22 protein-coding genes, 1 tRNA gene and 1 pseudogene are annotated in these 25,431 nt (G+C 59.7%); 16 read left to right on the top strand and 8 right to left on the bottom strand.

The genetic code is table 11. From position 1 onward, the window contains the following. Nucleotides 1-7 precede the first annotated feature (7 nt). Nucleotides 8-637, bottom strand: a complete 630-nt coding sequence (locus L8U58_RS07555) for a sugar O-acetyltransferase (protein ID WP_014303359.1) — start codon at nt 635-637, stop codon at nt 8-10. A 411-nt stretch (nt 638-1,048) separates the two neighbouring features. Between L8U58_RS07555 and L8U58_RS07550 the strand changes: the two genes are divergently transcribed. From L8U58_RS07550 to L8U58_RS07540, 3 genes are read left to right on the top strand one after another with little or no spacing between them, the layout of a single operon-like run. After that, entirely contained in the window at nt 1,049-2,113 is a 1,065-nt protein-coding gene (locus tag L8U58_RS07550) for an ATP-binding cassette domain-containing protein (RefSeq protein ID WP_014303358.1), read from the top strand. Then, nucleotides 2,110-2,871: an ABC transporter permease gene (locus L8U58_RS07545; protein ID WP_014303357.1), complete on the top strand. Its 762-nt coding sequence runs from the start codon at nt 2,110-2,112 to the stop codon at nt 2,869-2,871. Before L8U58_RS07550 ends, L8U58_RS07545 begins: the two co-directional genes overlap by 4 nt. Beyond that, the gene (locus L8U58_RS07540; protein ID WP_269955046.1) at nt 2,864-3,685 is read left to right on the top strand and encodes an ABC transporter permease; all 822 of its coding nucleotides are present in this window, start codon (nt 2,864-2,866) and stop codon (nt 3,683-3,685) included. Before L8U58_RS07545 ends, L8U58_RS07540 begins: the two co-directional genes overlap by 8 nt. A gap of 542 nt (nt 3,686-4,227) precedes the next feature. Here the strand turns inward: L8U58_RS07540 and L8U58_RS07535 are convergent. After that, nucleotides 4,228-4,812 (bottom strand): annotated as a pseudogene (locus tag L8U58_RS07535) (transposase); the annotation flags it as partial. Nucleotides 4,813-4,878: 66 nt separating this feature from the next. Here L8U58_RS07535 and L8U58_RS07530 point away from each other — a divergent pair. Beyond that, nucleotides 4,879-6,071 (top strand): IS3 family transposase gene (locus L8U58_RS07530; RefSeq protein ID WP_269955045.1). Its coding sequence is split into 2 segments (ribosomal slippage): nt 4,879-5,158 and nt 5,158-6,071, totalling 1,194 coding nucleotides; the frame shifts between segments, so codons are not numbered across the junction. Nucleotides 6,072-6,172: 101 nt separating this feature from the next. Here the strand turns inward: L8U58_RS07530 and L8U58_RS07525 are convergent. Then, nucleotides 6,173-6,829, bottom strand: a complete 657-nt coding sequence (locus L8U58_RS07525; RefSeq protein ID WP_141747012.1) for a hypothetical protein — start codon at nt 6,827-6,829, stop codon at nt 6,173-6,175. 811 nt (nt 6,830-7,640) lie between these two features. Between L8U58_RS07525 and L8U58_RS07520 the strand changes: the two genes are divergently transcribed. The 3 genes from L8U58_RS07520 to L8U58_RS07510 all read left to right on the top strand — a co-directional run bounded on the left by L8U58_RS07520 (nt 7,641) and on the right by L8U58_RS07510 (nt 9,818). After that, nucleotides 7,641-8,501: a MinD/ParA family ATP-binding protein gene (locus L8U58_RS07520; protein ID WP_034972151.1), complete on the top strand. Its 861-nt coding sequence runs from the start codon at nt 7,641-7,643 to the stop codon at nt 8,499-8,501. A 110-nt stretch (nt 8,502-8,611) separates the two neighbouring features. After that, nucleotides 8,612-9,148, top strand: coding sequence for a lysozyme family protein (locus L8U58_RS07515; RefSeq protein ID WP_230580338.1), 537 nt, complete (start codon nt 8,612-8,614; stop codon nt 9,146-9,148). A gap of 394 nt (nt 9,149-9,542) precedes the next feature. Continuing rightward, nucleotides 9,543-9,818 (top strand): hypothetical protein, encoded by a 276-nt coding sequence (locus L8U58_RS07510; protein ID WP_080721185.1) that lies wholly within the window; start codon nt 9,543-9,545, stop codon nt 9,816-9,818. A gap of 116 nt (nt 9,819-9,934) precedes the next feature. On the opposite strand, the gene rpsA is transcribed toward L8U58_RS07510, so the two are convergent. Next, nucleotides 9,935-11,401, bottom strand: a complete 1,467-nt coding sequence (rpsA, locus tag L8U58_RS07505) for a 30S ribosomal protein S1 (protein ID WP_005295768.1) — start codon at nt 11,399-11,401, stop codon at nt 9,935-9,937. 261 nt (nt 11,402-11,662) lie between these two features. Here rpsA and L8U58_RS07500 point away from each other — a divergent pair, with 261 nt between their 5' ends. Further along, nucleotides 11,663-12,559, top strand: a complete 897-nt coding sequence (locus tag L8U58_RS07500; protein ID WP_269955044.1) for a DUF368 domain-containing protein — start codon at nt 11,663-11,665, stop codon at nt 12,557-12,559. A gap of 16 nt (nt 12,560-12,575) precedes the next feature. Here L8U58_RS07500 and polA read toward each other — a convergent pair whose 3' ends face one another. Continuing rightward, complete coding sequence (gene polA / locus L8U58_RS07495; protein WP_269955043.1) at nt 12,576-15,155, bottom strand: DNA polymerase I; 2,580 nt, start codon at nt 15,153-15,155, stop codon at nt 12,576-12,578. A 75-nt stretch (nt 15,156-15,230) separates the two neighbouring features. Here polA and L8U58_RS07490 point away from each other — a divergent pair. Beyond that, nucleotides 15,231-15,304, top strand: a tRNA-Leu gene (locus L8U58_RS07490). Nucleotides 15,305-15,575: 271 nt separating this feature from the next. Here the strand turns inward: L8U58_RS07490 and L8U58_RS07485 are convergent. After that, nucleotides 15,576-16,079, bottom strand: a complete 504-nt coding sequence (locus L8U58_RS07485) for a GNAT family N-acetyltransferase (RefSeq protein WP_269955042.1) — start codon at nt 16,077-16,079, stop codon at nt 15,576-15,578. Further along, entirely contained in the window at nt 16,080-16,643 is a 564-nt protein-coding gene (locus tag L8U58_RS07480) for a GNAT family N-acetyltransferase (protein WP_269955041.1), read from the bottom strand. Nucleotides 16,644-17,798: 1,155 nt separating this feature from the next. Here L8U58_RS07480 and L8U58_RS07470 point away from each other — a divergent pair. The 7 genes from L8U58_RS07470 (at nt 17,799) to L8U58_RS07440 (ending at nt 24,984) form a co-directional block, all read left to right on the top strand. Further along, entirely contained in the window at nt 17,799-18,332 is a 534-nt protein-coding gene (locus L8U58_RS07470; protein WP_043012190.1) for a hypothetical protein, read from the top strand. Between the two features lie 206 nt (nt 18,333-18,538). Further along, nucleotides 18,539-19,486, top strand: a complete 948-nt coding sequence (locus L8U58_RS07465) for an ECF transporter S component (protein ID WP_269955040.1) — start codon at nt 18,539-18,541, stop codon at nt 19,484-19,486. Nucleotides 19,487-19,622: 136 nt separating this feature from the next. Continuing rightward, entirely contained in the window at nt 19,623-21,038 is a 1,416-nt protein-coding gene (locus tag L8U58_RS07460) for a PepSY-associated TM helix domain-containing protein (protein WP_043012191.1), read from the top strand. Between the two features lie 40 nt (nt 21,039-21,078). Further along, entirely contained in the window at nt 21,079-22,035 is a 957-nt protein-coding gene (locus L8U58_RS07455; RefSeq protein WP_034972144.1) for an ABC transporter substrate-binding protein, read from the top strand. After that, a complete protein-coding gene (locus L8U58_RS07450; protein WP_269955039.1) occupies nt 22,032-22,988 on the top strand; it encodes an amino acid ABC transporter permease in 957 nt (318 codons plus the stop codon). Before L8U58_RS07455 ends, L8U58_RS07450 begins: the two co-directional genes overlap by 4 nt. Nucleotides 22,989-22,996: 8 nt before the next feature. Further along, nucleotides 22,997-23,770: an amino acid ABC transporter ATP-binding protein gene (locus L8U58_RS07445; protein WP_269955038.1), complete on the top strand. Its 774-nt coding sequence runs from the start codon at nt 22,997-22,999 to the stop codon at nt 23,768-23,770. Between the two features lie 92 nt (nt 23,771-23,862). After that, nucleotides 23,863-24,984 (top strand): HNH endonuclease signature motif containing protein, encoded by a 1,122-nt coding sequence (locus L8U58_RS07440; RefSeq protein ID WP_269955037.1) that lies wholly within the window; start codon nt 23,863-23,865, stop codon nt 24,982-24,984. On the opposite strand, the gene L8U58_RS07435 is transcribed toward L8U58_RS07440, so the two are convergent. Then, nucleotides 24,965-25,354: a hypothetical protein gene (locus L8U58_RS07435; RefSeq protein WP_034969953.1), complete on the bottom strand. Its 390-nt coding sequence runs from the start codon at nt 25,352-25,354 to the stop codon at nt 24,965-24,967. The two genes, L8U58_RS07440 and L8U58_RS07435, sit on opposite strands and share 20 nt — an antisense overlap. Nucleotides 25,355-25,431: the final 77 nt, after the last annotated feature.

Genomic DNA, 25,431 nt, shown 5'->3' with positions numbered 1-25,431 from the left:
AGCCGTCTCAATCCGTAATCCAACTAGGCCACTCAGGAACCCAAGACTCCCCCATGAGCTTATCTTCCGGGCCAATATCACGAATGACTCGGCACGGATTACCGGCTGCGAGTACCATGGGCGGAATATCTCTTGTCACAACACTGCCAGCACCAATTACTGCACCATGCCCAATCGTGACACCCGCAGTTACCGTGCAATTGCCACCAAGCCACACATGGTCTTGTATGGTGATCGCACCCCCGGTACACACCATGTATTGCCGCTCTACGGGGTCTAAGGCGTGATTGCCAGCAAAGAAGGAACACCATGGACCAACCATGACCTCATTGCCAAATGTCACCGGGGCCATATCAAGTACCGTCGTTCCTCGATTGAAGGTCACGCCATCTCCGACCTTGATTTTCGAGCCATATTGGACATGAAATGGCAGGAAAACCATTAAGCGCTCCCCCAGTTCACCAAGCAGGTCTGCCATCACTGCCTGCTTCTCCGCTGTTTGAAGTGGACGAAGCTGGTTGAGATCGTGACACTTCTCCGCCGCCTCCATCATCTCGTAATAGAGATCCGGGTCCTCAATAGGGCGGAAGGGCTGACCGCAGAGAATCTTATCTTCGATTTGCTCTCGAGAATCCATGGATACTCCTTTGTGCTTGAGAGGCGCGAGCCACAATACGAATTACGGTCAGCCACGCGGTTTGACCCTGACTAGTCGGAATACCCAGATTCTTAGCTCACACTTGGTGGCTTACAGGCCTTCGACTTAATTGTCAAGCATGCCATGCCTAATTATGGTATGCTCAACTTTGCAGCAACCTGCAGCGTCGCCGCCGATCAGCCAACCTGTGCAGCCCTCTCCTGCGGGGCGCTGTGCACGACCCGGTGCCGCTAGACATACATCATTTTCTAAGGATTAGTTGGCACTACCCCAGGCGCTTGCTCCGTGGACCACAATCCATCGTTCGCGGGCAATAATCGGTTTTCCTTCTGCGGTAGGAGAATCGGTGCGCCGTCTAATAGACCGTTGACGTATATCCAGGGATGAATCATGAAAGAAAACCCCACCACGGCAACCGCTAGCGGTGACCCCAGCGCCACCGCAGTCCCCTCAACCAGCGCCCACGCAAAAGGCCGCGACCTGGTGCTTGATGTCCAAGATCTGCGATGTAGCCTGGGAAAAGTCAAGAAGCGAACGGAAATCCTGCGCGGTGTGACCCTCGCCATTCCGCGCGGGGGCATCCTCGCCGTCCTAGGCGCCAATGGTGCCGGCAAGACAACCTTGGTCAATGTCCTTTCCACGCTGCTGCCCGCCACGGGCGGAACCGCCATCATCGATGGCCACAACTTAGCCACGGATCCTTCCAAGGTGCGCGCTTCCATCGCGCTGACCGGGCAATACGCCGCAGTGGATGAGGAGCTTACCGGCAAGGAAAACCTCATCTTCTTTGGCCGCCTGGCAGGGCTTAAAGCTAGCGATGCGAAGGCCCGCGCCGCGGAACTTCTTGAGCGCTTCGATCTGGTTGGCGCCGCCGACCGCCTGGTTTCGGCATACTCGGGCGGCATGCGCCGGCGGTTAGATATCGCCGCCTCCCTCACTGTCCCGCCCGCGCTGCTGTTCCTCGACGAGCCGACCACGGGCCTCGACCCCGCCGCGCGCAGCTCCGTGTGGGATACCGTCCGCGGGCTGGCGGCCGACGGCACCTCGATCCTGCTTACTACCCAATACCTGGAAGAAGCTGACCAGCTCGCAGACCGCGTCGCCGTGCTCGCCGGAGGCAAGGTGCTCGACGAAGGCACCCCCGCCGAGCTCAAGGACCGCTATGGCACCACGGTGTGCCTCATCACGATGTCTAGCCCGGACGATGCCGCACGCCTCACCCACACCTTGCAAGAACACCGCATCGACTGCCGCCAAGAGGACACCGTATTGCGCGTCGATGCGCCCGATGGCCACCGCACCCTAGTCCGGGCGCTGGCCTTGTGGGATGGCGACGACACCTCGGTCGCGGACGTCTCCTTGGTTCCGCCCTCCTTGGACGATGTCTACTTCGCTATCGCCGGGTCCGGCGACATCGCGCAGCAGGCTCCCCACACCGGTGGAGGCTCCCAGTGAACGCGCTCGGAGCAGTCGCTGCCTCGTGGCACCGCAATGTCCTGCGCACCGTCCGCAACAAGGCCGTAATGGTTTCCGCCGTGGCAATACCCAGCCTGTTCATGGTCATCTTTTACGCCACCTTCGCCAAGGCTTCGACGGAACTCGGCATCGATTACGCCGCCTTCCTCCTGCCCGCCGGCGTTATTCAGGCGATTGTGTTCGCCGCCGGGGGCTCCTCCTTGGCGATTACGCGTGACGCCGAAAACGGCATCCACGACCGCATCCGCGCCACCGGGACGCCCGCCTGGGCCACGGTCGTCGGCCGGCTGCTGGCAGATCTCACCCGCGCCGCGTGGTCGTGCAGCATCGTCGTCCTCACCACGATCCTGCTCGGTGCCCGCTACGCTGCCGGACCGGGTCGTATTATCCTTACCATCGCCCTTTTCGCCGCCCTCACCATCATCCTCTCCGCGTTTATCGATGGCTCCTGCCTGTTGGCCCCCAAGCCCACCTCGGCGTCCTTGCTCTTCCAAAACCTCGTGCTGGTCATGGTGATGTTCTCCACCGCATTCGTGCCTGCGGATGCGCTGCCCGGCGGCATTGGCCCCATCATCCGGCACGTACCGCTATCTCCCATCTTGGACACCGCCCGCAACCTACTAGGTGGCGCTGCCCTGGGGGCGCGCGGAGTCGAAGCACTGTGCTGGCTCATCGCCATGACCGTCGTTGGCGTATGGGGCTTTATCACCGCTTTCCAGGGGAGGAAACATGACTAACCACACCACCGCCACCGTGTCGCACGACACCACCTGGCTGTCCACTGTCGCCACGCATTTTGGAAGGCACCTGCGCGCCGCCCGCCGCGATAGCGCGGTAATTACCAATACCGTGGCTGGTCCCGTTTTGATGTTCCTGGTCATGCGGTGGCTGTTTGGCGACCTCATGGCGGCCTCGCAAGGCTCTGCCACGCTCGACGCGTTACCGCTTACCATCGCGCTCATCCTTTCCAGCGAACTGATGAATGGCACCTCCGCCGCCGCGCAGATAATTAAGGAACGCCAACGCGGTATCACCACCCGCATCGCGACCACGCGCTACGGCACCAGCCCGGAGATCTTCGGCCGCTGGTGTTTCGATTCCTTACGCAGCCTTATCTCCGGCTGCGCGGTGCTGCTGGCTTCCGTGGCTTCTGGCCTGCGTATTCACACGCTGGCCGGGTTTGGCTGGGTGCTGTTAGTCATCATCTTCGGCGCGGTGGTGGCCGCCTCGCTATCGGCCATGGTGGGCGCGATGTGCGCCATCCCGGAGGCCGCCATTGGCCCGGCCCCCATCATCATGGCGGCCATGGCACTTAACGGCGGCCTCGTGCCCGTGGAGCAATTCGCTGGTGTGGTTCAACCCATCGCCCGGTGGAATCCGCTTACCTTCGCCGCCCGCGCCGGCGCCGCCATCGACGGCACGCCAAGCGCCGAAATCCTTGCCACCGGCCAGCCCGGCACCGCAGTCTGGGCTTTCGTGGCCTGGATGGTAGCACTCACCGTAGTGCTGCTAGCCGCCGCAGCTGCGTTCCGCCGCCCCACCATGTCGTAAATAGCGCCGGTTAGCGCGACAGTGCTACTTGTCGCGCGGCGGCGTCCCCAGCGGCGCGGTAGCGCTACTTGCCGCGCAGGGCGCGCCGCCGCGATAAAGAGCTGCGAATCTTTACCCGCGGCCGCGCTAAGGCGGGTAGTGTCGCCGCCGGTTACCGGCAACCAGGCGGCCTCGCCCGGGGCTAGCTCCAGGTCGTTTACCGTGACCACACCAGAAGTAGCCAGGGCGATGGCCGGTCCGGGAAGCTGCGTGGAAACCGTGGTGCCGGCGGGCAAATCGTAGCGGGTCACCGCAAACTCCTGCACCGGCAGCGGGTACTCTACTACCGTCGCGGTGTTGGGCGCGGCATCGGCAACAGCGGCGCTCTCCGCGCCTGCACCATCGCCCAGGGAGGTGTTCCTATATAGTTTGTCAATTCCGTGGGTGAGTTTGTTGGGGGGTGTGAAGGGTTTCTGCTTTTCCTTGTGGATGTTGTTTTCGGGCACGGTGAGGAGCCGATTGGGCTTGCTGTGCAATCGGCTTGAGGTGAGGGTCTGTTGGTTCTAGGCTGCTGCGGCCTCCTGGACTGTGGAGATGTCTCGGTAGAGCTCGCCGTTTCGCATCATGGCGAAGAGAACGTTGAGGCGCCGGCGTGCGAGTGCGCCGACTGCGGCGTTGTGTCTTTTGCCTTCTTTGCGTTTTCGTTCATAGAATTGCCGGGAACGCTCGTGGAATCTGATCGATGCAAAAGACGATTGCCATAGGGCGTTCTTTAATTTTTTGTTGCCAGCCCGGTTAGGCGAATTCGACATGATAGACGTTCCTGACTGATTCGTCCGCGGTGATAGCCCTGCATAGGATGCTAGGTGCGCTGCATCGGGGAAGTCGGACATATCGCCAACAGTCATGAGGATCTGCGCTGCGCTACGCGGGCCGATACCAGGCATGGATAAAAGAATCTCGGTCTGCGGAATGTCCTGAATCAGCTTGAGTACCTGCGCTTCGATTTCTTTACGATGCTCGAGTTTGGTTAGTGCATCTGTGGCGGACATTGCTACGCCAAGTTCGGCGTATTCTGCGCCGGCAATGGATACGGTCTGTTCGTGGATGGCAGCAAGCATGGCATCGATGACAGGCTCAGGGGACCTGACCCCCATGTGGTGGACACCTGATATCCAGCCCAGTCGAGCTGGGAAGAAAGGTAATCTACCACCATGTCCAGGTACTCCGAACAGTTCAAACGCGATGCCGTAGCCCTCTATGAGAACAACGAGGATCTCTCGCTGAACTCAGCATCAGCTGAGCTCGGTATCAACCGTGCCTCGCTACATTCTTGGGTCAAAAAGTACGGCACTGGCAAACGTGCCCGCACGAAGGCCGTGCACGATCAAGCCCAAGCGGCGAATGATTCTGCGCGAATCCGTCAGCTGGAAAAAGAAGTCTCTAAGCTGCGCGAAGAACGCGACATCCTGCGTAAGGCCGCGAAATATTTTGCCGAAGAGACTCACTGGTGATCCGCTTCCAGTTTGTCGATGACCACCGAACCGAGTACTCGGTTAAGCGGATGTGCGATGTGTTAAAGCTGAATCGTTCCTCGTTTTACAAGTGGGTGAGCACCCGTAAAAAACGCAGGTTAAAGATGTATTCTGATGCCGTTATTGGTGCAAGAATCAAGACCATCTTCGATGATAAGCACGGGCTTTATGGTGCTAAACGCATCGCCGCAAGCCTCAAGGAGGACACGACGTATATCCCGATCAATCACAAGAAAGTTGCACGCATCATGAAATCCATGGGGTTAAAAGGCTTTAGCAAACGGCGTCGATGCATTACTACCAGGCGTAAGCCTGGTCACCGTGTCATGCCAGATCTAGTAGGCCGCAAGTTCACAGCTGGCGAGCCAAATCGTGTGTATGTCGGTGACATTACTTACCTGCCGTGTAGGGGAGGCAAAAACATGTACCTTGCCACAGTCATTGACACGTATTCACGTAAACTTGCAGGTTATGCACTCGCAGACCACATGCGGGTCTCACTAGTTATCGATGCTCTAGCCCACGCACACGGCGTGCGCGGCAGTCTTGACGGGACTATTTTCCATTCCGATCACGGCAGCGTGTACACCTCACAAGCCTTTAGGAACTACTGCTCGTCGTTAGGTGTGCGCCAGTCCATGGGCGCAGTTGGAACGAGTGCCGATAATGCCCTGGCAGAATCCTTTAACGCCACCTTAAAGCGGGAAGTGCTGCGTGATCGGAAAGTCTTTGACAACCCAATTAGCTGTCGTCAAGAGGTCTTCCGGTGGTGCATGCGCTACAACACGCGCAGGCGGCACTCCTGGTGCAATCTCGTAGCTCCTGATGTCTTTGAAGCCGAGACTTCGGCTATACTGACCACAGCAGCATAGCTAGCCCCCGATGTGTCCACTTTCCGGGGGTCGGGCCCTTCAATCCTTCCCTAGCAGAGATAGGAAATAAACCCAGGACTCTTCACAGTGTGTAGGAGTCCTCAACTACCGAAAACCCTCGACAGCAAACGGTGATACATCGACACGTCCTCCGGGTTCGTCGATGGAACAATCCGCGACCTGCTCGTCGACTGAGCATCTACGCTTGGCAGAACCACCGTATCTTGCGGCAAATCGACCGCAGCTGCCCCCACCTTGACAACAGTCACCTTCCTGGACTGTGCCAGCTCCGTCAGGTGGTGACCCGGCTGGTACAGCCACCCATGCTGTTCATGGTGTCTATCAGCCACCAACAGCACATGATCCGCCATAGCTGTGCCCGCGGCAATGGTCTCCCCGGCACACGTGTAAGGCAAGTTCACCACAACAATTGGCCACCTGTGCTGGGCACGACTAACCACAGTATCCAGTACATCAGCAGCCATCTGCCCCTGAGTACCTTGCGAAGCAGTCAACAGCGGGACTGCCCCGGAGCTATCCGCAAAGTTTTCCATCTTCTTGCGGGTCAGATCCAGCGGTTCCGTCGCCGCCAGCCCAAGAACGTCTCCCGCTGCCCACGCACCCAACGGTCCCCGCATTGGCTGAGCTTGCACATCTGCGTCCAGGACCACCATCGGTAGTTCAGAAACCTCTTCGGCAATCATGGAAACCAAAGCGGTCACAGGCGAAGTCAGCATTCGGTTGTCAATGGAAGCCACTGCGATAACCATCGGCCTAGATGTGTCGACTGAAGAAAACCTCCGTGCCTGTGCAACACGCGAAGCCCACACAGCCCTGCCGAAAACGCTACGCCCCGAGACCAGCGAGCCCGAACCTCCACTTCGTGCAGCGTTAGCTACCTTTGGGGAATTCATCTAGCGATCTCTTCCATTCTGCCTAGAGCAAATCAAACACATCTGTGGGGGACACACAGTGCAAATTGCACAACACACATTAGTATAGGACGGGTTATACGTAGAGAAGTTGTCGGTAACAAAGAGTGAAGTACACGAGGAGTGCGTAGTGTCAACCAACCAGCCATCCCACGAAGGACTGCCCTCTTGGCTCCAGTTCACTGGTGATGGTGCGCCAGCACAACCAGCCACCCCACCACAACAACCTTCTCAGCCCCAAGAGCCGCCCGCTGCAGAGTCTCCTGCGTCCTCCCCTTCTTTTAATGAAGGTCAGCATCGAGTCCCTGCGGCGCCTCAGCAAGCTCACGAATCCAAGCCTCAGCAAGGTCACCGAGCCAACCAAGAGGAAAGTGATTCCGCAGAGAATCCTAAGCCTCCCCGGGGAACAGCACCGCAGGGCACTGCCCCGCAAGGCTCTCCCGCTTCATCTGGAGCTCCTCAGCAGGCCCAGCCACAGCAAGCCCACCCACAGCAGGCCCAGCCCCAACCGCAGCAGGCCCCGTATCACGGTAAGCACCATGTACCGTCCGAATATGACTTAAAGCCACCGCCGGCACTGGACCAGACAAACCTGGTCAATGCCGTCAAGAAGGCACCGCGCAGTGGATGGCGCAAAATGCTTTACAACGTCACCGGTGGGCACTGGAACGTTGGTGACTCCCAGCAAGATCTTGAACACGATCAGCTTCTGGAAAAAATTCGCCGTCCACTGCGTGGCGACTACCGCATCGCGGTGATGTCCCTTAAGGGTGGCGTGGGCAAAACCACCACCACCGTGGCATTGGGTGGCGTTTTCTCTTCCATCCGACACGACCGCGTCATCGCCATCGATGCCAACCCGGACCTCGGCACCCTAGCACAGCGTGTGGCTGCCCCCGGTCCGGCGACGATCCGCGACCTCCTCAACGCAGAAGACACATCAAAATACGCCTCCATTCGCCAGTTCACTACCCAGGCCAAGTCTCGCTTGGAAGTTATCGGCTCGGAGCGCGATCCCGCCGTGTCCGAATCCTTCAGTGATGAGGACTACCGCCACGCGGTCGACATTCTGCAGCACCACTACAACGTGATGCTCACTGACTGCGGAACAGGGCTGATGCACTCCGCAATGTCCGGTGTGTTGGAGCTGGCCAATTCCTTGGTGCTCGTCACCTCTCCTGCCCTTGACGGCGCTCAATCAGCCTCCGCCACTTTGGACTGGCTTAACCTGCACGGCTACGAACAACTCGCAGCAAACTCTGTAGTGGTTGTCTCTGCGGCACACCCTGAAAATGCGACGATTGATATGGACCAGTTGATTGCACACTTCCGTAGCCGCACCCGCGCAGTGCACGTCATTCCATTCGACCGCCACCTCTCCGAAGGCGCAACGGTTGATCTTGACCGCATCAGCAAGGAAACCAAGCAGGCTTACATGGAACTAGCAGCAATTGTTGCGGAGGACTTTGATTCGTGGCACCGTCACGCAGCTTCGTAGGCCGAGGGGTGGCCGCGCTGGGCGTCGGGTTCCTTGCTTCAACAACCCTAGCCAGCTGCGCCGATCGCCTAGAACCACCTGTGCCAGAGCAACACGCCCAAGTGGATACCATGAAGCAGTGGGCTACCGAGCGTGCCGAGCCCTACCACATCCCCGAACGCGCGCTTCAGGCATACGCATACGCCGCCTACAACGTGGAACAGGAACAAGGCTGCGCCGTCGGCTGGCAAACACTTGCTGCATTGGGTGATGTGCTGACCCAACATGGGCAAGTGAACTCCACCACCATCGACGAAGATGGCGTGACCTCGAAGCCTATACGCGCCGTTGCGCCTGCCGCCGGTGGCAAAAAGTCCGTGCCCGATACCGACGGAGGAGACATCGACGGCGATTCCACGAAGGACATCCCGGTGGGACCAATGCAACTCATGCCGTCGCGCTGGGAGCAATATGGCACTGCCGCTGAGCCTGGCAACGCGCCAAATCCGGACAACATCGACGACGCCGCCCTAACCACCGCGAAAATCACTTGTAGCGCGGGCGACCTCACCAGCCCAGAAGGGTGGACCACAGCAGTCTCGGAATTCAACCCCAGCCCAGTGTTCTTGAAGGCTGTGCACAAAAAGGCCAAGGAGTATTCACGCTAATGAGGAAAACTCACACCGCAAGCGCGCTGCTCTTGATTTCGCTTGCAGGCACGCTAGCTGCATGCGAATCGCCAGGTCATGCCAAAGAGCAGACCGTGAATGATGAAGTTCCACCACTGGGCAAAGTGCCTGAGCTGCCTGAAGAGGTGACGGCACCGAGCACAAAGTCTGAAACTCCCAAGCCCGCACCCCCGCCGGCCCCAGCTCCGGAGCCAGAGACGGTAACAGAAACTGCTCCGCCTCCTTCTAAGCCCCCTGCGAAACCGGCACCCAGGCCTCCCAGGGCGCCAGCACCCAGGCCGCCTGCGAATGATTCACCAGAGATCCGCATCCAACTCCCACCAGAGCTGAAGCCATACCTTTAAGCCAGGCGCCCAGCTGAAAGGAGCTCCCAATGTCTATCCAACAGCCCGACGCAGCTCAGAGCGCGCCTGCGGCTTCTTCTACGTCGTCTCCCCCGTCGGCCGCCTCTCCAGCTAAGAAGGACCATCGCGCTGCCGTGCAGGCGCACAAGCTGCGCATGGATATCGCAGGCAAAGCGATCCGGCATGGCGAAATTCAACCGAGTGTGACGCCGCGAACCGTGAAGATCCTCATGGGCTCGGCCATTATCGCAGCCGTCATGCTTGTAGTTACGATCGGCGCCGCCACCGTCATTCAGATGCTGTAGCCAAAGCCGCACCTACGAAAACAAAAAGGCACCCACCGAAGTGGGTGCCTTTAAATGTTCCTAGCGCGCGGACCTAGCTGATTAAGCAGCGGTCCCCGCTAGCGGTGTCGAGTGGTTTACTCGCCGCCGGCCAGCTTCTCGCGCAGAGCAGCCAGCTGCTCGTCGGAAGCCAGGGTGCCAGCGTCCTGAGCCGGCGCCTCGGAGGAAGCCGGTGCGGACTCGGTCTGGGTCTCGGAGGAGTAGCCGCCCTCGCCGTTTGCAGCGGCCTCGGCAGCTGCGGCGCGGTTGCGCTCGATCTGAGCGGTGTGCAGGCGGTGGCGACGCTCGGACTCTGCGTAGCGCTCCTCCCATGCCTGACGCTGCTCGTCGTAGCCCTCGAGCCACTCGTTGGTCTCCGGGTCGAAGCCCTCCGGGAAGATGTAGTTGCCCTGCTCGTCGTAGGAGTCAGCCATGCCGTACTTGGACGGGTCGAACTCCTCGGTGTAGTCCTCATCAGCCTGCTTCAGGGACAGGGAGATGCGGCGACGCTCCAGGTCGATGTCGATGACCTTGACCATTGCGTCCTGGCCAACGCCAACAACCTGATCCGGAACCTCGACGTGGCGCTCGGCCAGCTCGGAGATGTGAACCAGGCCCTCGATGCCCTCCTCGACGCGGACGAATGCGCCGAACGGAACCAGCTTGGTGACCTTGCCCGGCACGATCTGGCCGATGGCGTGGGTGCGTGCGAATACGCGCCACGGGTCCTCCTGGGTTGCCTTCAGGGACAGGGACACGCGCTCGCGGTCCAGATCCACATCCAGAACCTCGACGGTGACCTCGTCGCCGACTGCGACAACCTCGGACGGGTGGTCGATGTGCTTCCAGGACAGCTGGGAGACGTGAACCAGGCCGTCGACACCGCCGAGATCGACGAATGCGCCGAAGTTGACGATGGAGGAGACAACGCCCTTGCGGACCTGGCCCTTCTGCAGCTGGTGCAGGAACTCGGAGCGGACCTCGGACTGGGTCTGCTCGAGCCATGCGCGGCGGGACAGCACAACGTTGTTGCGGTGCTTGTCCAGCTCGATGATCTTGGCCTCGATCTCCTGGCCGATGTAGGGCTGCAGGTCGCGGACGCGGCGCATCTCCACCAGGGAGGCGGGCAGGAAGCCGCGCAGGCCGATGTCCAGGATCAGGCCGCCCTTGACGACCTCGATGACGGTACCGGTAACCGGCTCCTCGTTCTTCTTGAGCTCCTCGATCGTGCCCCAAGCGCGCTCGTACTGTGCACGCTTCTTGGACAGGATCAGGCGGCCTTCCTTGTCTTCCTTGGTGAGAACCAGAGCGTCGATCTCGTCGCCGACCTCAACAACCTCACCCGGGTCAACGTCGTGCTTGATCGACAGCTCGCGGGAAGGGATGACACCCTCCGTCTTGTATCCGATGTCCAGCAGGACCTCGTCGTGATCGACCTTGACGACGGTGCCCTCGACAATGTCACCATCGTTGAAGTACTTGATGGTGGAGTCGACGGCAGCGAGGAAATCCTCAGCGGAGCCAATGTCGTTAATGGCTACCTGAGGGACGTTGTTGGTGGGCATATGTTGAATGTCTTTCGGAACGAATAGAAATAGAAGATGGACAGTTACTCTAGTTCTGCAAACCCTTCTTTTTGACGCCACCACCAGCGTCAATTACCTGGCGGGGAACCTCTTGGTGCTCCACGTGGGGCGTCCCAAAGAATAAAAGAGAGGGCGCACAACGGGCATAACGCTACACGACCACAGTGAACAGCGCAAACATGCACTTTCGGCCGCGAGTTGAGGCGGGGTTGTCCGGGGCGTGCAGTACGATGGTGCGCGATGAAGATACTGCAAATACTAATAAATATGGTCCGTGGTGGCTTGATCGGTTTGGCCGAGCTCGTGCCGGGCGTTTCCGGCGGCACGATTGCGCTGGTCACCGGCGTTTACGAGCGCGTACTGCACCAGGCGAACCTCTTCCTGGATGCGACGAAGAAGCTGCCGAAGGATCGTAAGGCCGCGTTTGCCCAGTACAAGGCGCTGGACTGGATGCTGCTACTGCCGATGGTGGTAGGCATGGGCGCCGTGGTGCTGTCGCTTGCCGGCGTGATGGAGAGCTTCGTGACGGACAAGCCGGTCCACGCGCGCGCACTGTTCTTCGGTATGGTGCTGCTCTCCCTGAGCGTGCCGATTGGCATGACAGATAAGGAAGATGCCCGGCGCAGGTTGCCGATGGCGATCCTCGGCCTGGTTGTGGCTGCAGTAGCGACGTTCTTCCTGACGGGTCTGACCAGCTCCCCACAGTCTGACCCGAACCTGCTGTGGGTATTCGTAGCCGCGGCGATCGCGGTGTGTGCGCTGGTGCTGCCGGGCGTATCGGGCAGTTTCTTCCTGCTAGCCGTGGGACTGTACTCCGCAACGATGGCAGCGGTGGACGATAGGAACCTGGTTTACCTGGGCGTGTTCTTCCTGGGCGCACTGACCGGCATTGTATGCTTCGTGCGCCTGCTGGAGTACCTGCTTAACAACCACCGCACCATCACCCTGTTCGTGATGACGGGCCTGATGCTGGGCTCCCTGCGTGCGCTGTGGCCGTGGCAGGACGGGGACGCGAACCTGCAGGCGCCGGGCGAACACCTGGGCGCCGCCATCGGCCTGTTCCTGCTGGGCGCGGTGATCGTCGTGGCAATGCTGGCGGCCGAGAAGGCCTCGAGCGCAAAGGCCAACGCTAGCTAACCCGGCTGGCGCGCGACTAGTGCGCTGCCAGATCCCAGTTATCGCCCGTGCCGGCGGAGACATCCAGCGGTACGCGCAGCTGGGCGGCGGCGTCCATTTCCCGCTCGACTAGCTCGGTAATCTGCTCCAGCTCGCCGGGCGCGACCTCCACCACGAGTTCATCGTGGACCTGCAACAGCACGCGGGAAGCCAGCTGCTGGCGGGTGATCTCCCGATCCACGCGCAGCATGGCCAGCTTGATGATGTCCGCAGCCGTGCCCTGGATCGGCGCATTGAGGGCGGCGCGCTCGGCATTCTCCCTGGCCACACGGTTAGAAGAGTTCAGCTCCGGCAAGTAACGGCGGCGGCCGTAGAGAGTCTCCGTGTAGCCGGTCTCCTTAGCGACCTCCACCACGTGGTCCAGGTAGCGCTTCACACCGCCGAAGCGCTCGAAGTAGTTGTCCATGATCTTCTTCGCCTCCCCCGCGCTGATCTTCAGCTGCTGGGATAGGCCAAAGGCGGACAGGCCATAGACCAGGCCATAGCTCAGTGCCTTCACGCGGCGGCGTAGTTCCGGGGTGACCTCATCGACCGGGACGTCGAACACGCGCGAGCCGACGTAGTTGTGCAGATCCTCGCCGCTGGCGTAGGCCTCGATCAGGCCCGCATCCTCCGACAGGTGCGCCATCACACGCATCTCGATCTGGGAGTAGTCGGCGGTCAGCAGCGTTTCGTAGCCCTCCCCGACCGTGAACGCGGCGCGGATCTTACGGCCGGCGTCGGTGCGCACGGGGATGTTCTGCAGGTTCGGGTCGGAGGAAGACAGGCGACCCGTCGCCGCACCCTTCTGGTTGAAGGTGGTGTGGATGCGCCCGTCGTCGCCCACGGCCTCGATCAGTCCGTCGATGGTGGACTTCATCTTTTGGTACTCGCGGTGGGCCATGAGGTGGCCGAGGAACGGGTGGTTGGACTGGGCTGCCAGCTTCTCCAACTCCGCGGCGGCCGTGGAATACCCGGTCTTGGTCTTCTTCGTCTTCGGCAGGTCGAAGGTCTCGAAGAGGACCTTCTGTAGCTGCTTCGGGGAGGAAAGGTTGAGCTCCGGCTCCCCCGCCAGTTCGCGGGCGGCGGCGATCTCCTCGTTAAGGCGTGCGCCGTAATCGTCGGAGAGCTCCTGTAGCGCTGCGTCGTCCACGGCAATGCCCGCGTGTTCCATGGCCGCGAGGATCAGGGCCAGGGGAACTTCCAGGTCAAAGTACAGTTCGGCCTGGCCGGCGGCCTCGATCTCTGGGGTGAGGGCCTTCACCAGTTCGGCGACAGCCTGGGCGCGCTCGGGGCCGGTGGCATCCGCCGAAAGTTCGTGACCCACGTGGCGCTGCACCACGTCCGCCAGGCCGAGAGTGCGCACGTCGGGGCGCAGCAGATACGCCGCCAGGGACGTGTCATGCTCAACTCCGTCAAGCTTTAGGCCTTGATTCTGTAGCGCGTGATACGCCTGCTTGGAGTCGTGCAGCCACTTCGTGACCTGCGGGTTGGCCAGCCACTCTGCCAGCGCCTTCTCATCCTTCGGGTCTACGTCAGCGAGGTCTTGAACGATGGCGACATTATCGCGGTCCAGCAGGGTCAGCTGCTCGCCATCCACCTCCACCACCGTGCCACGGGTACGTTTCTTCAGCCACGCGCCCAACTTTCCCGGCTTCGGCTCCTCCACAGTGACGGGCACCGCGGCACTGTCGGCGAACTCCACGCCCATGATCTTGAATGCCCTATTGCGCAGCCCCGTGCCAAATTGCAGCTCCTCGAACATGCCCAGCGCTTCGTTGGGATCGATGTCTCGGGGACTGAGGGCGTCCATACCATCGACGAGCTTAAGATCCCGCACCATCTCCGTAATGTCGCGCGCGAGCACCACATTGTCGATGTTTTCGCGCAGGTTGGCGCCGACCTTCCCGCCGATGTCGTCCATGTTGTCGATCACACCCTGCAGGCTGCCGTACTTGGCGATCCACTTCTGCGCGGTCTTCGGGCCAACGCCGGGCACGCCAGGCATGTTGTCGGAGGTATCGCCGCGCAGCGCCGCGAGGTCTGGGTACTGGGTGGGGGTCACGCCGTACTTCTCTTCGACGGCCTGCGGAGTAAAACGATGCAGCTCAGAGACGCCCTTGAGCGTGTACAGCACCGTCACATCCTCGGTGACCAGCTGCAGCGAATCGCGATCGCCGGTGCAGATCAGGACGTCCATGCCGTCCTTCGCTCCCTCTGTGGCTAGGGTCGCGATGATGTCGTCGGCCTCGTAGGACTCTTTATCTAGGGTCGTGACGCCCAACGCTTCGAGCGTGCGACGAATCAGCTCGATCTGGCCCTTGAACTCCTCAGGCGTGCTCGGGCGCTGCGCCTTGTACTCCGGGAAGGATTCCTCGCGGAATGTGGGGCCGGACAGGTCAAACGCGGCGGCTACATGGGTGGGCTGTTCCTTATCCATAAGAGTGAGGAACATGCCGAGAAAGCCATACACCGCGTTGGTGTGCTGGCCACCGACGGTGGAAAAATTGGCTGCGGGCAGGGCATAGAAGGCGCGGAACGCCAACGAGTGCCCATCGAGAAGAAGGAGTTTAGCCATGCGCTCAACTTTAACGGAGTGCGGTTTTGGTTGGCTGAAAGGCCGTGGCGTATTATGCTCCGGTAAGCACTTATCGCCCCAGTAGCCCAATTGGCAGAGGCAACGGATTCAAAACCCGTCCAGTGTGAGTTCGAGTCTCACCTGGGGCACAATTTCAACCGGCGAGGCGCCGCCATTGAATATGTCTCGGGGCTTATGTGGTCGCGGAGGGTTCGAAGCTTTTACATTCAGCTTCTAACCGGTCGGGTGCAAAACTTGGTTATCCGAATGCTCAGCTAACTTCCCCCACGAGCACCTTTACCACCGGCAAGTGCGTCACCACAACAGATTCCGAGACACTGATACCCCCTGCCTCGGACGCGCTACCCTCAGCTCAGGACTCCAGGAATTCAGCTAAGCCTCCTCATGAGGCGGGTTAGGTCAGTCGCTAGCTAGACAAGCAAAGACGAGGGTATTGGTCCATTCTCCTTTGCTATACCAGTCCTGGATATGGCGAGCCTCCAAGCGCATCTCAACCCGCTTGGCTAATGCCGCAGAGCCAGCATTACGATCATCCATCTGTGCAGTGATCCGATGCAGGTGATAGTGATGGAACCCTAGGTTGAGAACTCCTTGGACGGCTTCTGTTGCGAACCCTCGCCCGCCATATTCTGGATCCAGTACCCAACCAATTTCTGCTTGGCCACGAGTTCGGTCAGTCAGCCATAATGCGACATCACCGATTGCACGGCCGTTGTATTCGACAACGAGAGCCAGTGCGCCACTGGAAGACCCGAGTCCGGTTTTTGCGATTCGATGGGTGAGATTCTTGCCCGTGTCCTCGGAAGTCCAAGGGACGTCAAGCAAGTATCTAGCGACCTCTGGACGAGAATAGAGAGCTTGCAGCCACACATGGTCTCCTGGTAAATGCAGCCTGAGCTGCAATCATTCAGTGTGCAGCGGAAAAATTGGATCTGGATAGAGTTTACGGTGGTAGTGAATCAGATCTTCCCGAATGCCGGCTGGCGTTGTGCCGGTCTTGCGAAACATTTCCACAAAACCGGCATTAACCAGACACTGTTGAGACGCTTCATTAGTAGTGACAGTACGAGCAGTCAGAGCCTTCAGTCCAGACTCCCGAGCGAGTTCAACCGCCAGTTCAATACCGCGAGAGGCATGGCCACAGCCTCGCCAATCAGGTGCAATCCAAAAACCCACTTCTGCCGATTCAGCACTGACGTCGAAGATCACAATGGAGCCAACAAACTCGTCCGATTCAACATCCGCGAGAGTGAGCACAGCCAAACTGCCATCGACTAATCCGGGTTCCACTACTTCTCGGATCATGGTCTGTACCGATGTAGGTGTGTATTTAGGCTCCGGAAGATGCCCGAACCTACGTACCGTCTCATCTTCCGTACCAGCGGCATACGCCGCCGCATCCGCATTCGTCATACGCCGTAAACAGGTGTCGCCTGATGAAAGGGGAAGTATCGAAGGCTTCAACATGTCACTAACCTAACATAGATCGCATAGCTAACTGAAGGATGTTCGGATAGTCTGGAGCAGTGAGCTATTGGGACCACCGCAAGCCTGTGCAACGCAATCGAGCAGTAGATGTCGCCGAAATCGCTCGCGCATCGGTCACACTGCTGGATAACGGAGGCCTCCGCGCATTGACACTGCGCGCGGCGGCACAGTCCATACACGTGGCTCCCGCAAGTTTGTACTCGCGGGTCCGCTCGGTAGACGATCTCTACGACCTTGCCTTAGATATCGCCTTGGCAGAAGATTCGACCATGCAAGAGGCGATCAACGAAGCAAGTCTCACTGATCTCATGATGGAGTTTTTTCGTCACCTAACTTCTCACCACTGGGCAGGTCATGTGATTGCAATGCGCGCCCCACGCGGCCCTGCCTACATGAGTCTTTCTGAGCGCATGTGTGTTCTACTCGAGCAGGCCGGTGTAGAAGATCCGTTGGGTTCGGCATACCGCCTATCGAACCTAGTGATAGGAAGTGCACTCACCGCCCCCATGGCTTCTAATGAGAGACACTCTCCGATTGACGCTGACCAAGCCCCGACATACGCTCGCCTACATTCCGACCACCACATTAGCCCGGAGGCAATCCTCACAGACGGCATCAACGGCATTCTCGCTCACACGAACAGCGGTATAGCGTCGATGTGATGACCTACTGAGTGTGGGCGAGCAAAGACGGTCAGGCACGTACTTTCGATACGTTGAGCCGCCGCCAATGTCACAAAGTAATGGCGTCGATTCTCGGGCTGCGTCAGCTAAAGCCACCTCAAACGCGCCTTTGCCCCATTACGTAATTAGGTGCTCCATCCGAGGGGTCCGAAGATTCATAGCCTGTTCCCTCGTATTGGGGCGGGCTATGTTTGTTTCCGTTCCTTCATTTGGAGGAACAAACGTCGCTGGCTTCGGTATGGCTAATTCCTGTCCCTGTCTGGAAATAATCCAGGGAGATGCCACCGAAGGCAGGGACATACTCCAACTGCTTATAGGAACCCGACCACGCGACATAACAGCGTGAAGTCTCAAAGTAATCTGGATACCAGTGCACGGTATGGATGACCACCCCCAACTATGTCTTTGGGATCCTGAAGCGCTTCCCTACTTCTTGAAAAGACTCAGCAGCATGAACCTTCGGAAATCACTTGTAGCTACCCTCGCAATCCCTCTACTCGGTCTAGCCGCCTGCTCCCAGCATGAGGACGCTCCCAACTCGGGTAACTCTTCCTCCACGAACAATTCATCTTCCGAGACAACGAAGGAAACTAAAACTACCCCTGCGAAGGAAGCTTCACCATCGTCTTCTTCACAGGCAGCTTCCACCACGACCGCGTCCCAACCAACCGCTGCAGGAACCTACGTCGTTGAATGTTTGCCCGGCACCCCTGGGCCTTCCCGCATGTCGGACGGCACGGTCCGGAACACGGAGTATTGCGGCAACCAACCCGGAGCTGCCGAGATTCTTGAAGCGGAGCGCAATGCAGGTCTCAACCCTTCTGAAATCCCCTATGCAAACGGTGGAACCTGCCCTGCTTACAAGTGCGGATACGGAATTGCACCCGACGGAACCCCGAACCGCAGCAGTGGCGAAATCCAATTCGAATATGGCTGCCGTGAGGGGTACATCGATCCTCAGCAGTGCGCGGAGGCCGGAAACTAAGAGCCATCTCGCCCTGATCGGATAGGTCACCGTTCGCGTCGTTGAGGTGAGGGCGTCAAAAAGAAACAACATTTCACCCCCGACATGCCATAGGTCACAGCTTACCCATCGGAAGCACATAATCTCCGTTAGTATGAGTCGCGGAGAATACCCGCAGTCCTTTCTTAAGGGCTGTTAAGTTACATACTCGCGACATTAGGAGAACCATGACGGAAGAGAACTTCGGTTCCAACGGTCCCGTGAACCCCGCCAACAACGGCGCACCGCAGCAGCCCGAACAGCCGCAAGCTCAGGCCCAGGGCAACTGGGGACAGAACCCCTACGCACAGCCGAACCAGCAGCCCCAGCAGGACTGGAACCAGCAGGCCGCGCCGCAGCAGCAGGGACAGAACGCCTACGGTGCTCCACAGAACGCGCAGAACGGCTACCAGAACCAGCAGGGCTTCAACGGACAGAACGGCCAGGCCGGACAGTTCGACATTAAGCAGTACCTCGACTTCTCGAACAAGTCCGTGCTGTGGCTGGTACTTGCGGCGGCTTCCGCGCTAATCAGCTTTATCGGCAGCTTCATGACCTGGGGCAAGGTTACGGTTCCTTTCTATGGAACCATCACGGTGTCCGGCACTGACGGCGGTGACGGTATCCTCACCATGTTCCTTTCCCTCATCGTCATCGGCGGAATTGCAGCCTTCCTGTTCGTCGAGCAATTGATCAAGCAGTGGTGGCGCGGCATTCCGGTGATCGTTATCGGCGCTGTCCTCCTTCTAATCGCCATCATCGACTGGGCTAACATCGGCTCGAAGGCTGGCAAAGTGAACGACGACTCCGTTGAGGTCAGCGTTGGTGCTGGCCTGATCTTTATCCTCATTGCATCCATCGCAATCATTGTCTTTGGCGTGCTTGCCCTCCTGAACGACAAGAAGCTGGCTCCGTCCGCTCCGCAGGCAGCATTCGGCCAGCAGGGTTACGGTCAGCAGCCGCAGCAGGGTTACGGTCAGCAGCAGGGTTACGGCCAGCAGCCACAGCAGAACGGCTTTGACCAGAACAATTACGGTCAGCAGCCACAGCAGGGTTACGGTCAGCAGCCACAGCAGAACAGCTTTGGCCAGAACAATTACGGTCAGAACGACTACGGTCAGCCGAACCAGCAGTAAGGTTTAGCTTTAGCCGGAAAGCTCCCGCTCCTCCCTTCAGAGGATGCAGCGGGAGCTTTTTCGTTCTTTACCCCCACTCCACCCGCTACTAAAAGCAAACGGGAACCGATTCTGCCAAGCATGCGACTAATGAAGCATGTCTCGCAGAATTATTCGCAGAGTCCATACTCTTGCAGGACTCTTCATCGCACCCCTCATCCTCGTAGCCACCCTGTCTGGCTTCTTCTACGCCCTCGCGCCCACTATCGAAAGTTGGGTGTACGACGGAGAACTCACGGCAACATCCTCCAGCCAGGCGCAGCCCGTAGCTAAGCAAATCGAAGCTGCCAAGCGCATCCACCCCGACCTAGAGGTCGCTAAGGTGCAGATTCCCGACGAGGAAGGCAAGACCACTCGCGTGCTCTTTGCCGACCCGACACTGCCCTCGGAAAGCTACACTCGAGCAGTTTTCGTCGATCCGGGTGATCTGCACATCACCGGCGAACTGACTCAGTACGGCAGCGCTGCCTCCCTACCGTTCCGTGCATGGCTATCCGAAGGCCACCGCAACCTGTGGCTGGACACGCCGGGCCGAATCTACTCCGAAGCCGCCGCGACGTGGCTTGGCCCCATGGCCGTCACCGGCGTGGCCATGTGGTGGTTCATGCGCAAGCAGAAGAACCAACGCGCACCCAAGAAGAAGTCTCGACGCCAGGCAATGAAGCGCCACACCCTCATCGGACTGGTAGCCGCACCGGGGCTGATCTTCCTGTGTATCTCCGGTCTGACGTGGTCCCACTTCGCCGGTGACAACATTGCACTCGTACGCGAAGAGCTGAACTGGATCGCACCCAAGCCGAACACGAACATCAACGGCGAACAGTCGACGCAAGACAGCGGTTCTGGTCACGGCGAGCACGCAGGTCACGCAGGCCACGGCGAGCACGCAGGTCACGGCGGCGCAGCAGCGTCCGAAGTGGACTTCGGTCAGGCCGATACCGTCCTGCAGGTTGGCCGTGACGAAGGGTTGACCGGCACGCTGCAGCTGGTTCCCCCGAGCAAACCTGGCCAGGCATGGACAGTCAGTGAGCCCCGACAGGCTTACAAGATGTACAACGACGCAATCACGGTAAATGGCGAAAACGGCGATGTTGTCGACCGCCTCCCCTTCAAGTCGTGGCCGATCGCAGCCCAACTGACCAGCTGGATTATCCAGCTACACATGGGCACCCTGTTCGGCCTGACCAGCCAGATCGCGCTGGCGCTGCTGGCGCTGAGCATCGGTGCGCTGATTGTTTACGGCTACATCATGTGGTGGCGCCGACGTGGCGGAAAGAACTCCGGCGCCCGCGTGGATTTGAGCGCACTGACCTGGAAGCACTGGCTGGCACTGGCCGTCCTGCTCGGCGGATACAGCGTGTTGGCTCCGCTCTTTGCCGTAAGCGGTGCGATCCTGTTCGTCATCGCTTGGGCCCTGGACTTCCGCTCTAAGAACACACAGAAGAGCCCTAAGGTCATTCTTAAGGAGCCCAACGACGAGGAGAAAGAGCCGGTGACTGTCGACAGTCACTAACCATTCAGGAATATTCACATATTCCGATATAATCCACTCTATGAGAATAAGCCGCCCCCGCTCGCTGGTCCGTTCCGTGGCCGGCGGCACCCTCGCGATCCTTCTTTCAGCATCGCTGGCGGGATGTGTGACCAACGAAGAACTCGGCAATCCGGAAGGCTGGGAGGAAATCCTCCCAGCGAAGAATCCCCAGCTAGCCGCCCTTGTTCCCCCAGAGATTCAAGCAAGAGGGAAAATCACCGTCGGCACCAACCCGCCCTACGCGCCCAACGAGTTTAAAGACTCCGACGGCAACATCATCGGCTTCGAAATGGACCTCATCCGCGCCGCCGGCGCCATGATGGGCCTCGAAGTCGAAGTGAATCAAATGGACTTCAACCTGATTCTGCCCGCCCTCAGCGCAGGATCAGTCGACGTCGGAGCTACCGCCTTCACCGACACCGAAGAACGACAAAAAAACTACGACTTCGTCGACTTCTACAGCGCCGGTATCTCCTGGGCCACCCAACCGGGCAACGAAAACACTGTCGACCCCGACAACGCCTGCGGCCTGAAGGTCGCCGTCCAAAAGGGCACTTACTCCGACACGGACGAAGTACAGGGGCGCTCCGAAGAATGCGAGGCCCAGGGCAAACCCCCGATTGAAAAGCTCGTCTATGAAAAGGCCGACGCCGCCGCCACCGCAACCATCCTGAAAAAAGCGCAGGCGTACAGCTCTGACTCGCCGGTGATCGACTTCGCCATCGCCCGTTCTGAAGGCAAATTGGTGCGGGTTGGCGAACCTTTCGATACCGCCCCGTTCGGTATGGGCGTCAAAAAGAACAACCCGCTAGGAAAAGCGCTGGCCGCAACGTTGCAGACCATGATGAACGACGGCACCTACGAAGCGATCCTGAAGCAGTGGGGGCTAGAAGACGGTGGGCTTGACGCCGTGACGTTCAACCTCAAGCCGTACCAGCTGCCCCGCACGCTCCAAACGAAAGAAGGCACCAAGTGAGCACCCCAAACGCCTCAATCGCCTCTGACGCCACACAGCGCAGGCGCCCCACCGAGAACAAAGCGATCCCACTGCGCCACCCCGGTCGCTGGATCGCGGCGGTGATCCTCGCGGGGCTCGTGGTGTGGTTCATCATCTCCGCAGCCCAGAACGAGGCCTACCACTGGGATACCTACTTCCAATACCTGCTGGATACGCGCATCGCGAAGGCGGCAATGCACACCATCGCGCTGACAATCCTGGCGATGATCATCGGCGTAGTACTTGGCGCCATCGTTGCGGTGCTGCGCATGTCGCCGAACCCGGTGCTGCAGGGCGTGGCCTGGCTATTCCTGTGGATCTTCCGCGGCACACCCGTGTATGTGCAGCTGGTGTTCTGGGGTCTGCTGAGCTCCCTGTACCAATCCATCAACGTCGGTTTCGCCGAAATCAATCTTGAACAGGTACTACAGAACGCCTTCATGCTGGCAGTGCTGGGCCTGGGTCTGAACGAGGCCGCCTACATGGCCGAAATCGTCCGCGCCGGCATCCAAGCCGTGCCGGAGGGACAATCCGAGGCGTCAAAGGCCCTGGGCATGACCTGGGGCCAGAACATGCGCCGCACCGTGATGCCGCAGGCCATGCGCATCATTATCCCGCCGGCGGGCAACGAATTTATCTCGCTGCTGAAGACCACCTCTCTGGTCATCGCCGTGCCCTACGCCGCCGAGCTCTACGGCCGTGCGACCGACATCTCGAACTCACTGTTCCAGCCCGTTCCCCTGCTGCTGGTCGCCGCCACGTGGTACCTGGTGATCACCAGCATTCTGATGGTTGCCCAGTTCTACGTCGAGCGCTACTTCTCTCGCGGATCATCGCGCCAGCTCACGCAACGCCAGCTCGCCGCCCTTGCCGACGCCGAAGGCGTGCCCCCGCGCAACATCACCGTCGGGCCGAACGAAAAGAAGGACTAGTAACCACCATGTCTGACAACAACGCACCGATGATTGCCATCAAGAACGTGTGGAAGCGCTACGGCCGACTAGACGTTCTAAAAGGCATCGACCTGGAAGTCCCCCGCGGTGGCGTGACCTGCCTGATCGGCCCATCCGGTTCCGGCAAATCCACCCTACTACGCTGCGTGAACCACCTGGAGAAAGTAACCTCCGGGCGGATCGAAGTCGACGGCGAACTGATTGGCTACCGCGAAAAGAACGGCAACCTCTACGAGCTGACGCCGAAGCAAGCAGCGGCCCAGCGCGTGGACATCGGAATGGTGTTCCAACACTTCAACCTGTTCACCCATCGCACCGTGCTGGAGAACGTCATCGAAGCACCCGTGCAGGTGCGTGGCGAAAACAAGGACGACGCGATCGCACACGCCCGCAAGCTGCTGGACCAGGTGGGGCTCGCCCACAAGGCCGACGCCTACCCCGTGCAGCTCTCCGGCGGACAGCAGCAGCGCGTGGCCATCGCCCGCGCACTGGCAATGCGGCCGAAGCTGATGCTCTTCGACGAGCCAACCTCCGCCCTGGACCCGGAACTGGTCGGCGAAGTGCTCAACGTCATGCGCCGCCTGGCCGACGACGGCATGACGATGCTGGTGGTGACCCACGAGATGGGATTCGCCCGCGAAGTCGCCGACGAAGTTGCCTTCATGGATGGCGGTGTGATCGTGGAGCATGGCCCGTCCCAGGAAGTCATTGGAAATCCGCAGCACGAACGCACCCAAGAATTCCTATCGAGCCTGCTCTAGGGGTGAAAATGAGGGGGCGTCGATAAGAAGGGGAAGGGGTTGTCCGGGGCCGTGTGTAAGGTAAGCGGCGCTCGGACAAGAAGGGGGCAAAAATGGATGCCGACGAGATGCGGCGGATGTGTAATAGGGTCGACGCGGCGTATGCATACAGCGTGATCGACGACCCGACCGTGGCGCGGATACAAGCGCTGCGGAAGGCGGGGACGGCGGATGCGATAGTGTTCTCGCACGCGGCACAGATACTCGCAGTAATGAACATGCTCGGGCTGGCAGCGCTCAAAGCCGGAATGATCGGCGTGCGGCACCTAGAACAAGTGTGGCGGGTGCGGAAAACCTACGCAGCACAGCTGACAGAGCCCGACGATGCAGGGCACGCGATCATGGACATGGAACAGTTCAACCGCTACCTAGAAAAGCACGCGGTGGACTGCATCAGCGCACGCGAAGACGGACCGACGGCGAAGGAGCTAGGCGAATACCTGTGCGAAGTGATCGCGCGAGACTTCCCTACCCCCTTTGCCGAAGGAGAGAAGGCAGCGGCGGAGGAACGATCCGCGACGCGGGGATCCGTGACGACGCTGGGCGGAACCGCCGAGCTTTCCCGGTGGACGCTGAACATGCCTAAAGACCAATCGCAGCGCATGTGGGAAGCGGTGACGAAGAAAGCGAAGGCGCTGGCCGACGAGACAGACTGCGATCTGGCGCAAGCGCGGCTAGACGTAATCGCAGGGCTGATCAGCGGCGAAGAACCCAACACGGTGGTGCACGTGCACGTATTCCGGTGGGAAAACGGGCCAGGGTTCATCCCGGGAGTCGGCGCAATCAGCACTAAACAAGCCGATTACTACGAAGGGTTCGCCACGAAAGTCGATAGCGTGACAGTGCCGCCGGCCGTGGAGCAGTACACACCAAGCAGGGAAATGAAGGAATTCCTAGTCGGGCGGGACGGGACATGCCGATTCCCCGGTTGCGAACACCCCGCACCAATGTGCGACAAAGACCACATCGTTCCGTACAACCATAAAACGCCCACGGACGGCGGACCGACGGATGTGCGGAACATGCAGTGCTTATGCCGCACCCACCACAACCTGAAAACCAACGGTCAGTGGCGGGCAAGCACCGACGACGGGGGCTGGACGATCAAGTGGGTGAACCACCACGGGGAGGAATTCACCACACACGCAAGGGGGGTTATACCGAAGCCACAGTGACGTGCCACGGAACGCGGGGCGTGCCAGGATCGTCCTGGACCTGGCGCAGGATCGGCTCGGCGGGCTCTTTCTCGCGAGTCGTGAGGAGCTCGGCGAAGTGCATGGCTAGGCCCGAAACGGAGCCGATGTCATAGCGGATAACGTCGACAGTTAGCTCGGCGCCGGTGGCGGGGTCGGATCCCTCATCGGGGCTTTCGCCGAAGAGCTCCACCCAGGTAGCGACCAGTTCGGGGTCTGCAGGGAGCCCGGACTGGAGATTCAGCGTGCCCTCAAACGCCTCGCCGAGAGCGGAGATCATGGAGCGGAAGTCCTGCTCGATGGCAGCCAGCTGCTCCTTGTTGGCCAGCAACCGGAAAGTAATCTTTGGCATTCCCCTAGTGTGGCAGCACGCGGTGGCGAACGGCAAGCACGGTTAAGCGCGACAAGCACGACCAAGCCCCGACAGTG

It is taken from the genome of Corynebacterium macclintockiae, assembly GCF_027570165.1.
In the GTDB taxonomy this organism is placed as follows: Bacteria; Actinomycetota; Actinomycetes; order Mycobacteriales; family Mycobacteriaceae; genus Corynebacterium; species Corynebacterium macclintockiae.
This window is presented reverse-complemented; position numbering and strand designations above follow the sequence as displayed.

Coding starts and splice junctions, on each gene's coding strand:
- rpsA (WP_005295768.1), bottom strand. CDS start 11,401: ATGCCCACCAACAACGTCCCTCAGGTAGCCATTAACGACATTGGCTCC.
- L8U58_RS07520 (WP_034972151.1), top strand. CDS start 7,641: ATGCTTTACAACGTCACCGGTGGGCACTGGAACGTTGGTGACTCCCAG.
- polA (WP_269955043.1), bottom strand. CDS start 15,155: ATGGCTAAACTCCTTCTTCTCGATGGGCACTCGTTGGCGTTCCGCGCC.
- L8U58_RS07470 (WP_043012190.1), top strand. CDS start 17,799: ATGAACCTTCGGAAATCACTTGTAGCTACCCTCGCAATCCCTCTACTC.
- L8U58_RS07550 (WP_014303358.1), top strand. CDS start 1,049: ATGAAAGAAAACCCCACCACGGCAACCGCTAGCGGTGACCCCAGCGCC.
- L8U58_RS07555 (WP_014303359.1), bottom strand. CDS start 637: ATGGATTCTCGAGAGCAAATCGAAGATAAGATTCTCTGCGGTCAGCCC.
- L8U58_RS07540 (WP_269955046.1), top strand. CDS start 2,864: ATGACTAACCACACCACCGCCACCGTGTCGCACGACACCACCTGGCTG.
- L8U58_RS07435 (WP_034969953.1), bottom strand. CDS start 25,354: ATGCCAAAGATTACTTTCCGGTTGCTGGCCAACAAGGAGCAGCTGGCT.
- L8U58_RS07460 (WP_043012191.1), top strand. CDS start 19,623: ATGTCTCGCAGAATTATTCGCAGAGTCCATACTCTTGCAGGACTCTTC.
- L8U58_RS07510 (WP_080721185.1), top strand. CDS start 9,543: ATGTCTATCCAACAGCCCGACGCAGCTCAGAGCGCGCCTGCGGCTTCT.
- L8U58_RS07465 (WP_269955040.1), top strand. CDS start 18,539: ATGACGGAAGAGAACTTCGGTTCCAACGGTCCCGTGAACCCCGCCAAC.
- L8U58_RS07480 (WP_269955041.1), bottom strand. CDS start 16,643: ATGTTGAAGCCTTCGATACTTCCCCTTTCATCAGGCGACACCTGTTTA.
- L8U58_RS07455 (WP_034972144.1), top strand. CDS start 21,079: ATGAGAATAAGCCGCCCCCGCTCGCTGGTCCGTTCCGTGGCCGGCGGC.
- L8U58_RS07445 (WP_269955038.1), top strand. CDS start 22,997: ATGTCTGACAACAACGCACCGATGATTGCCATCAAGAACGTGTGGAAG.
- L8U58_RS07500 (WP_269955044.1), top strand. CDS start 11,663: ATGAAGATACTGCAAATACTAATAAATATGGTCCGTGGTGGCTTGATC.
- L8U58_RS07440 (WP_269955037.1), top strand. CDS start 23,863: ATGGATGCCGACGAGATGCGGCGGATGTGTAATAGGGTCGACGCGGCG.
- L8U58_RS07515 (WP_230580338.1), top strand. CDS start 8,612: ATGAAGCAGTGGGCTACCGAGCGTGCCGAGCCCTACCACATCCCCGAA.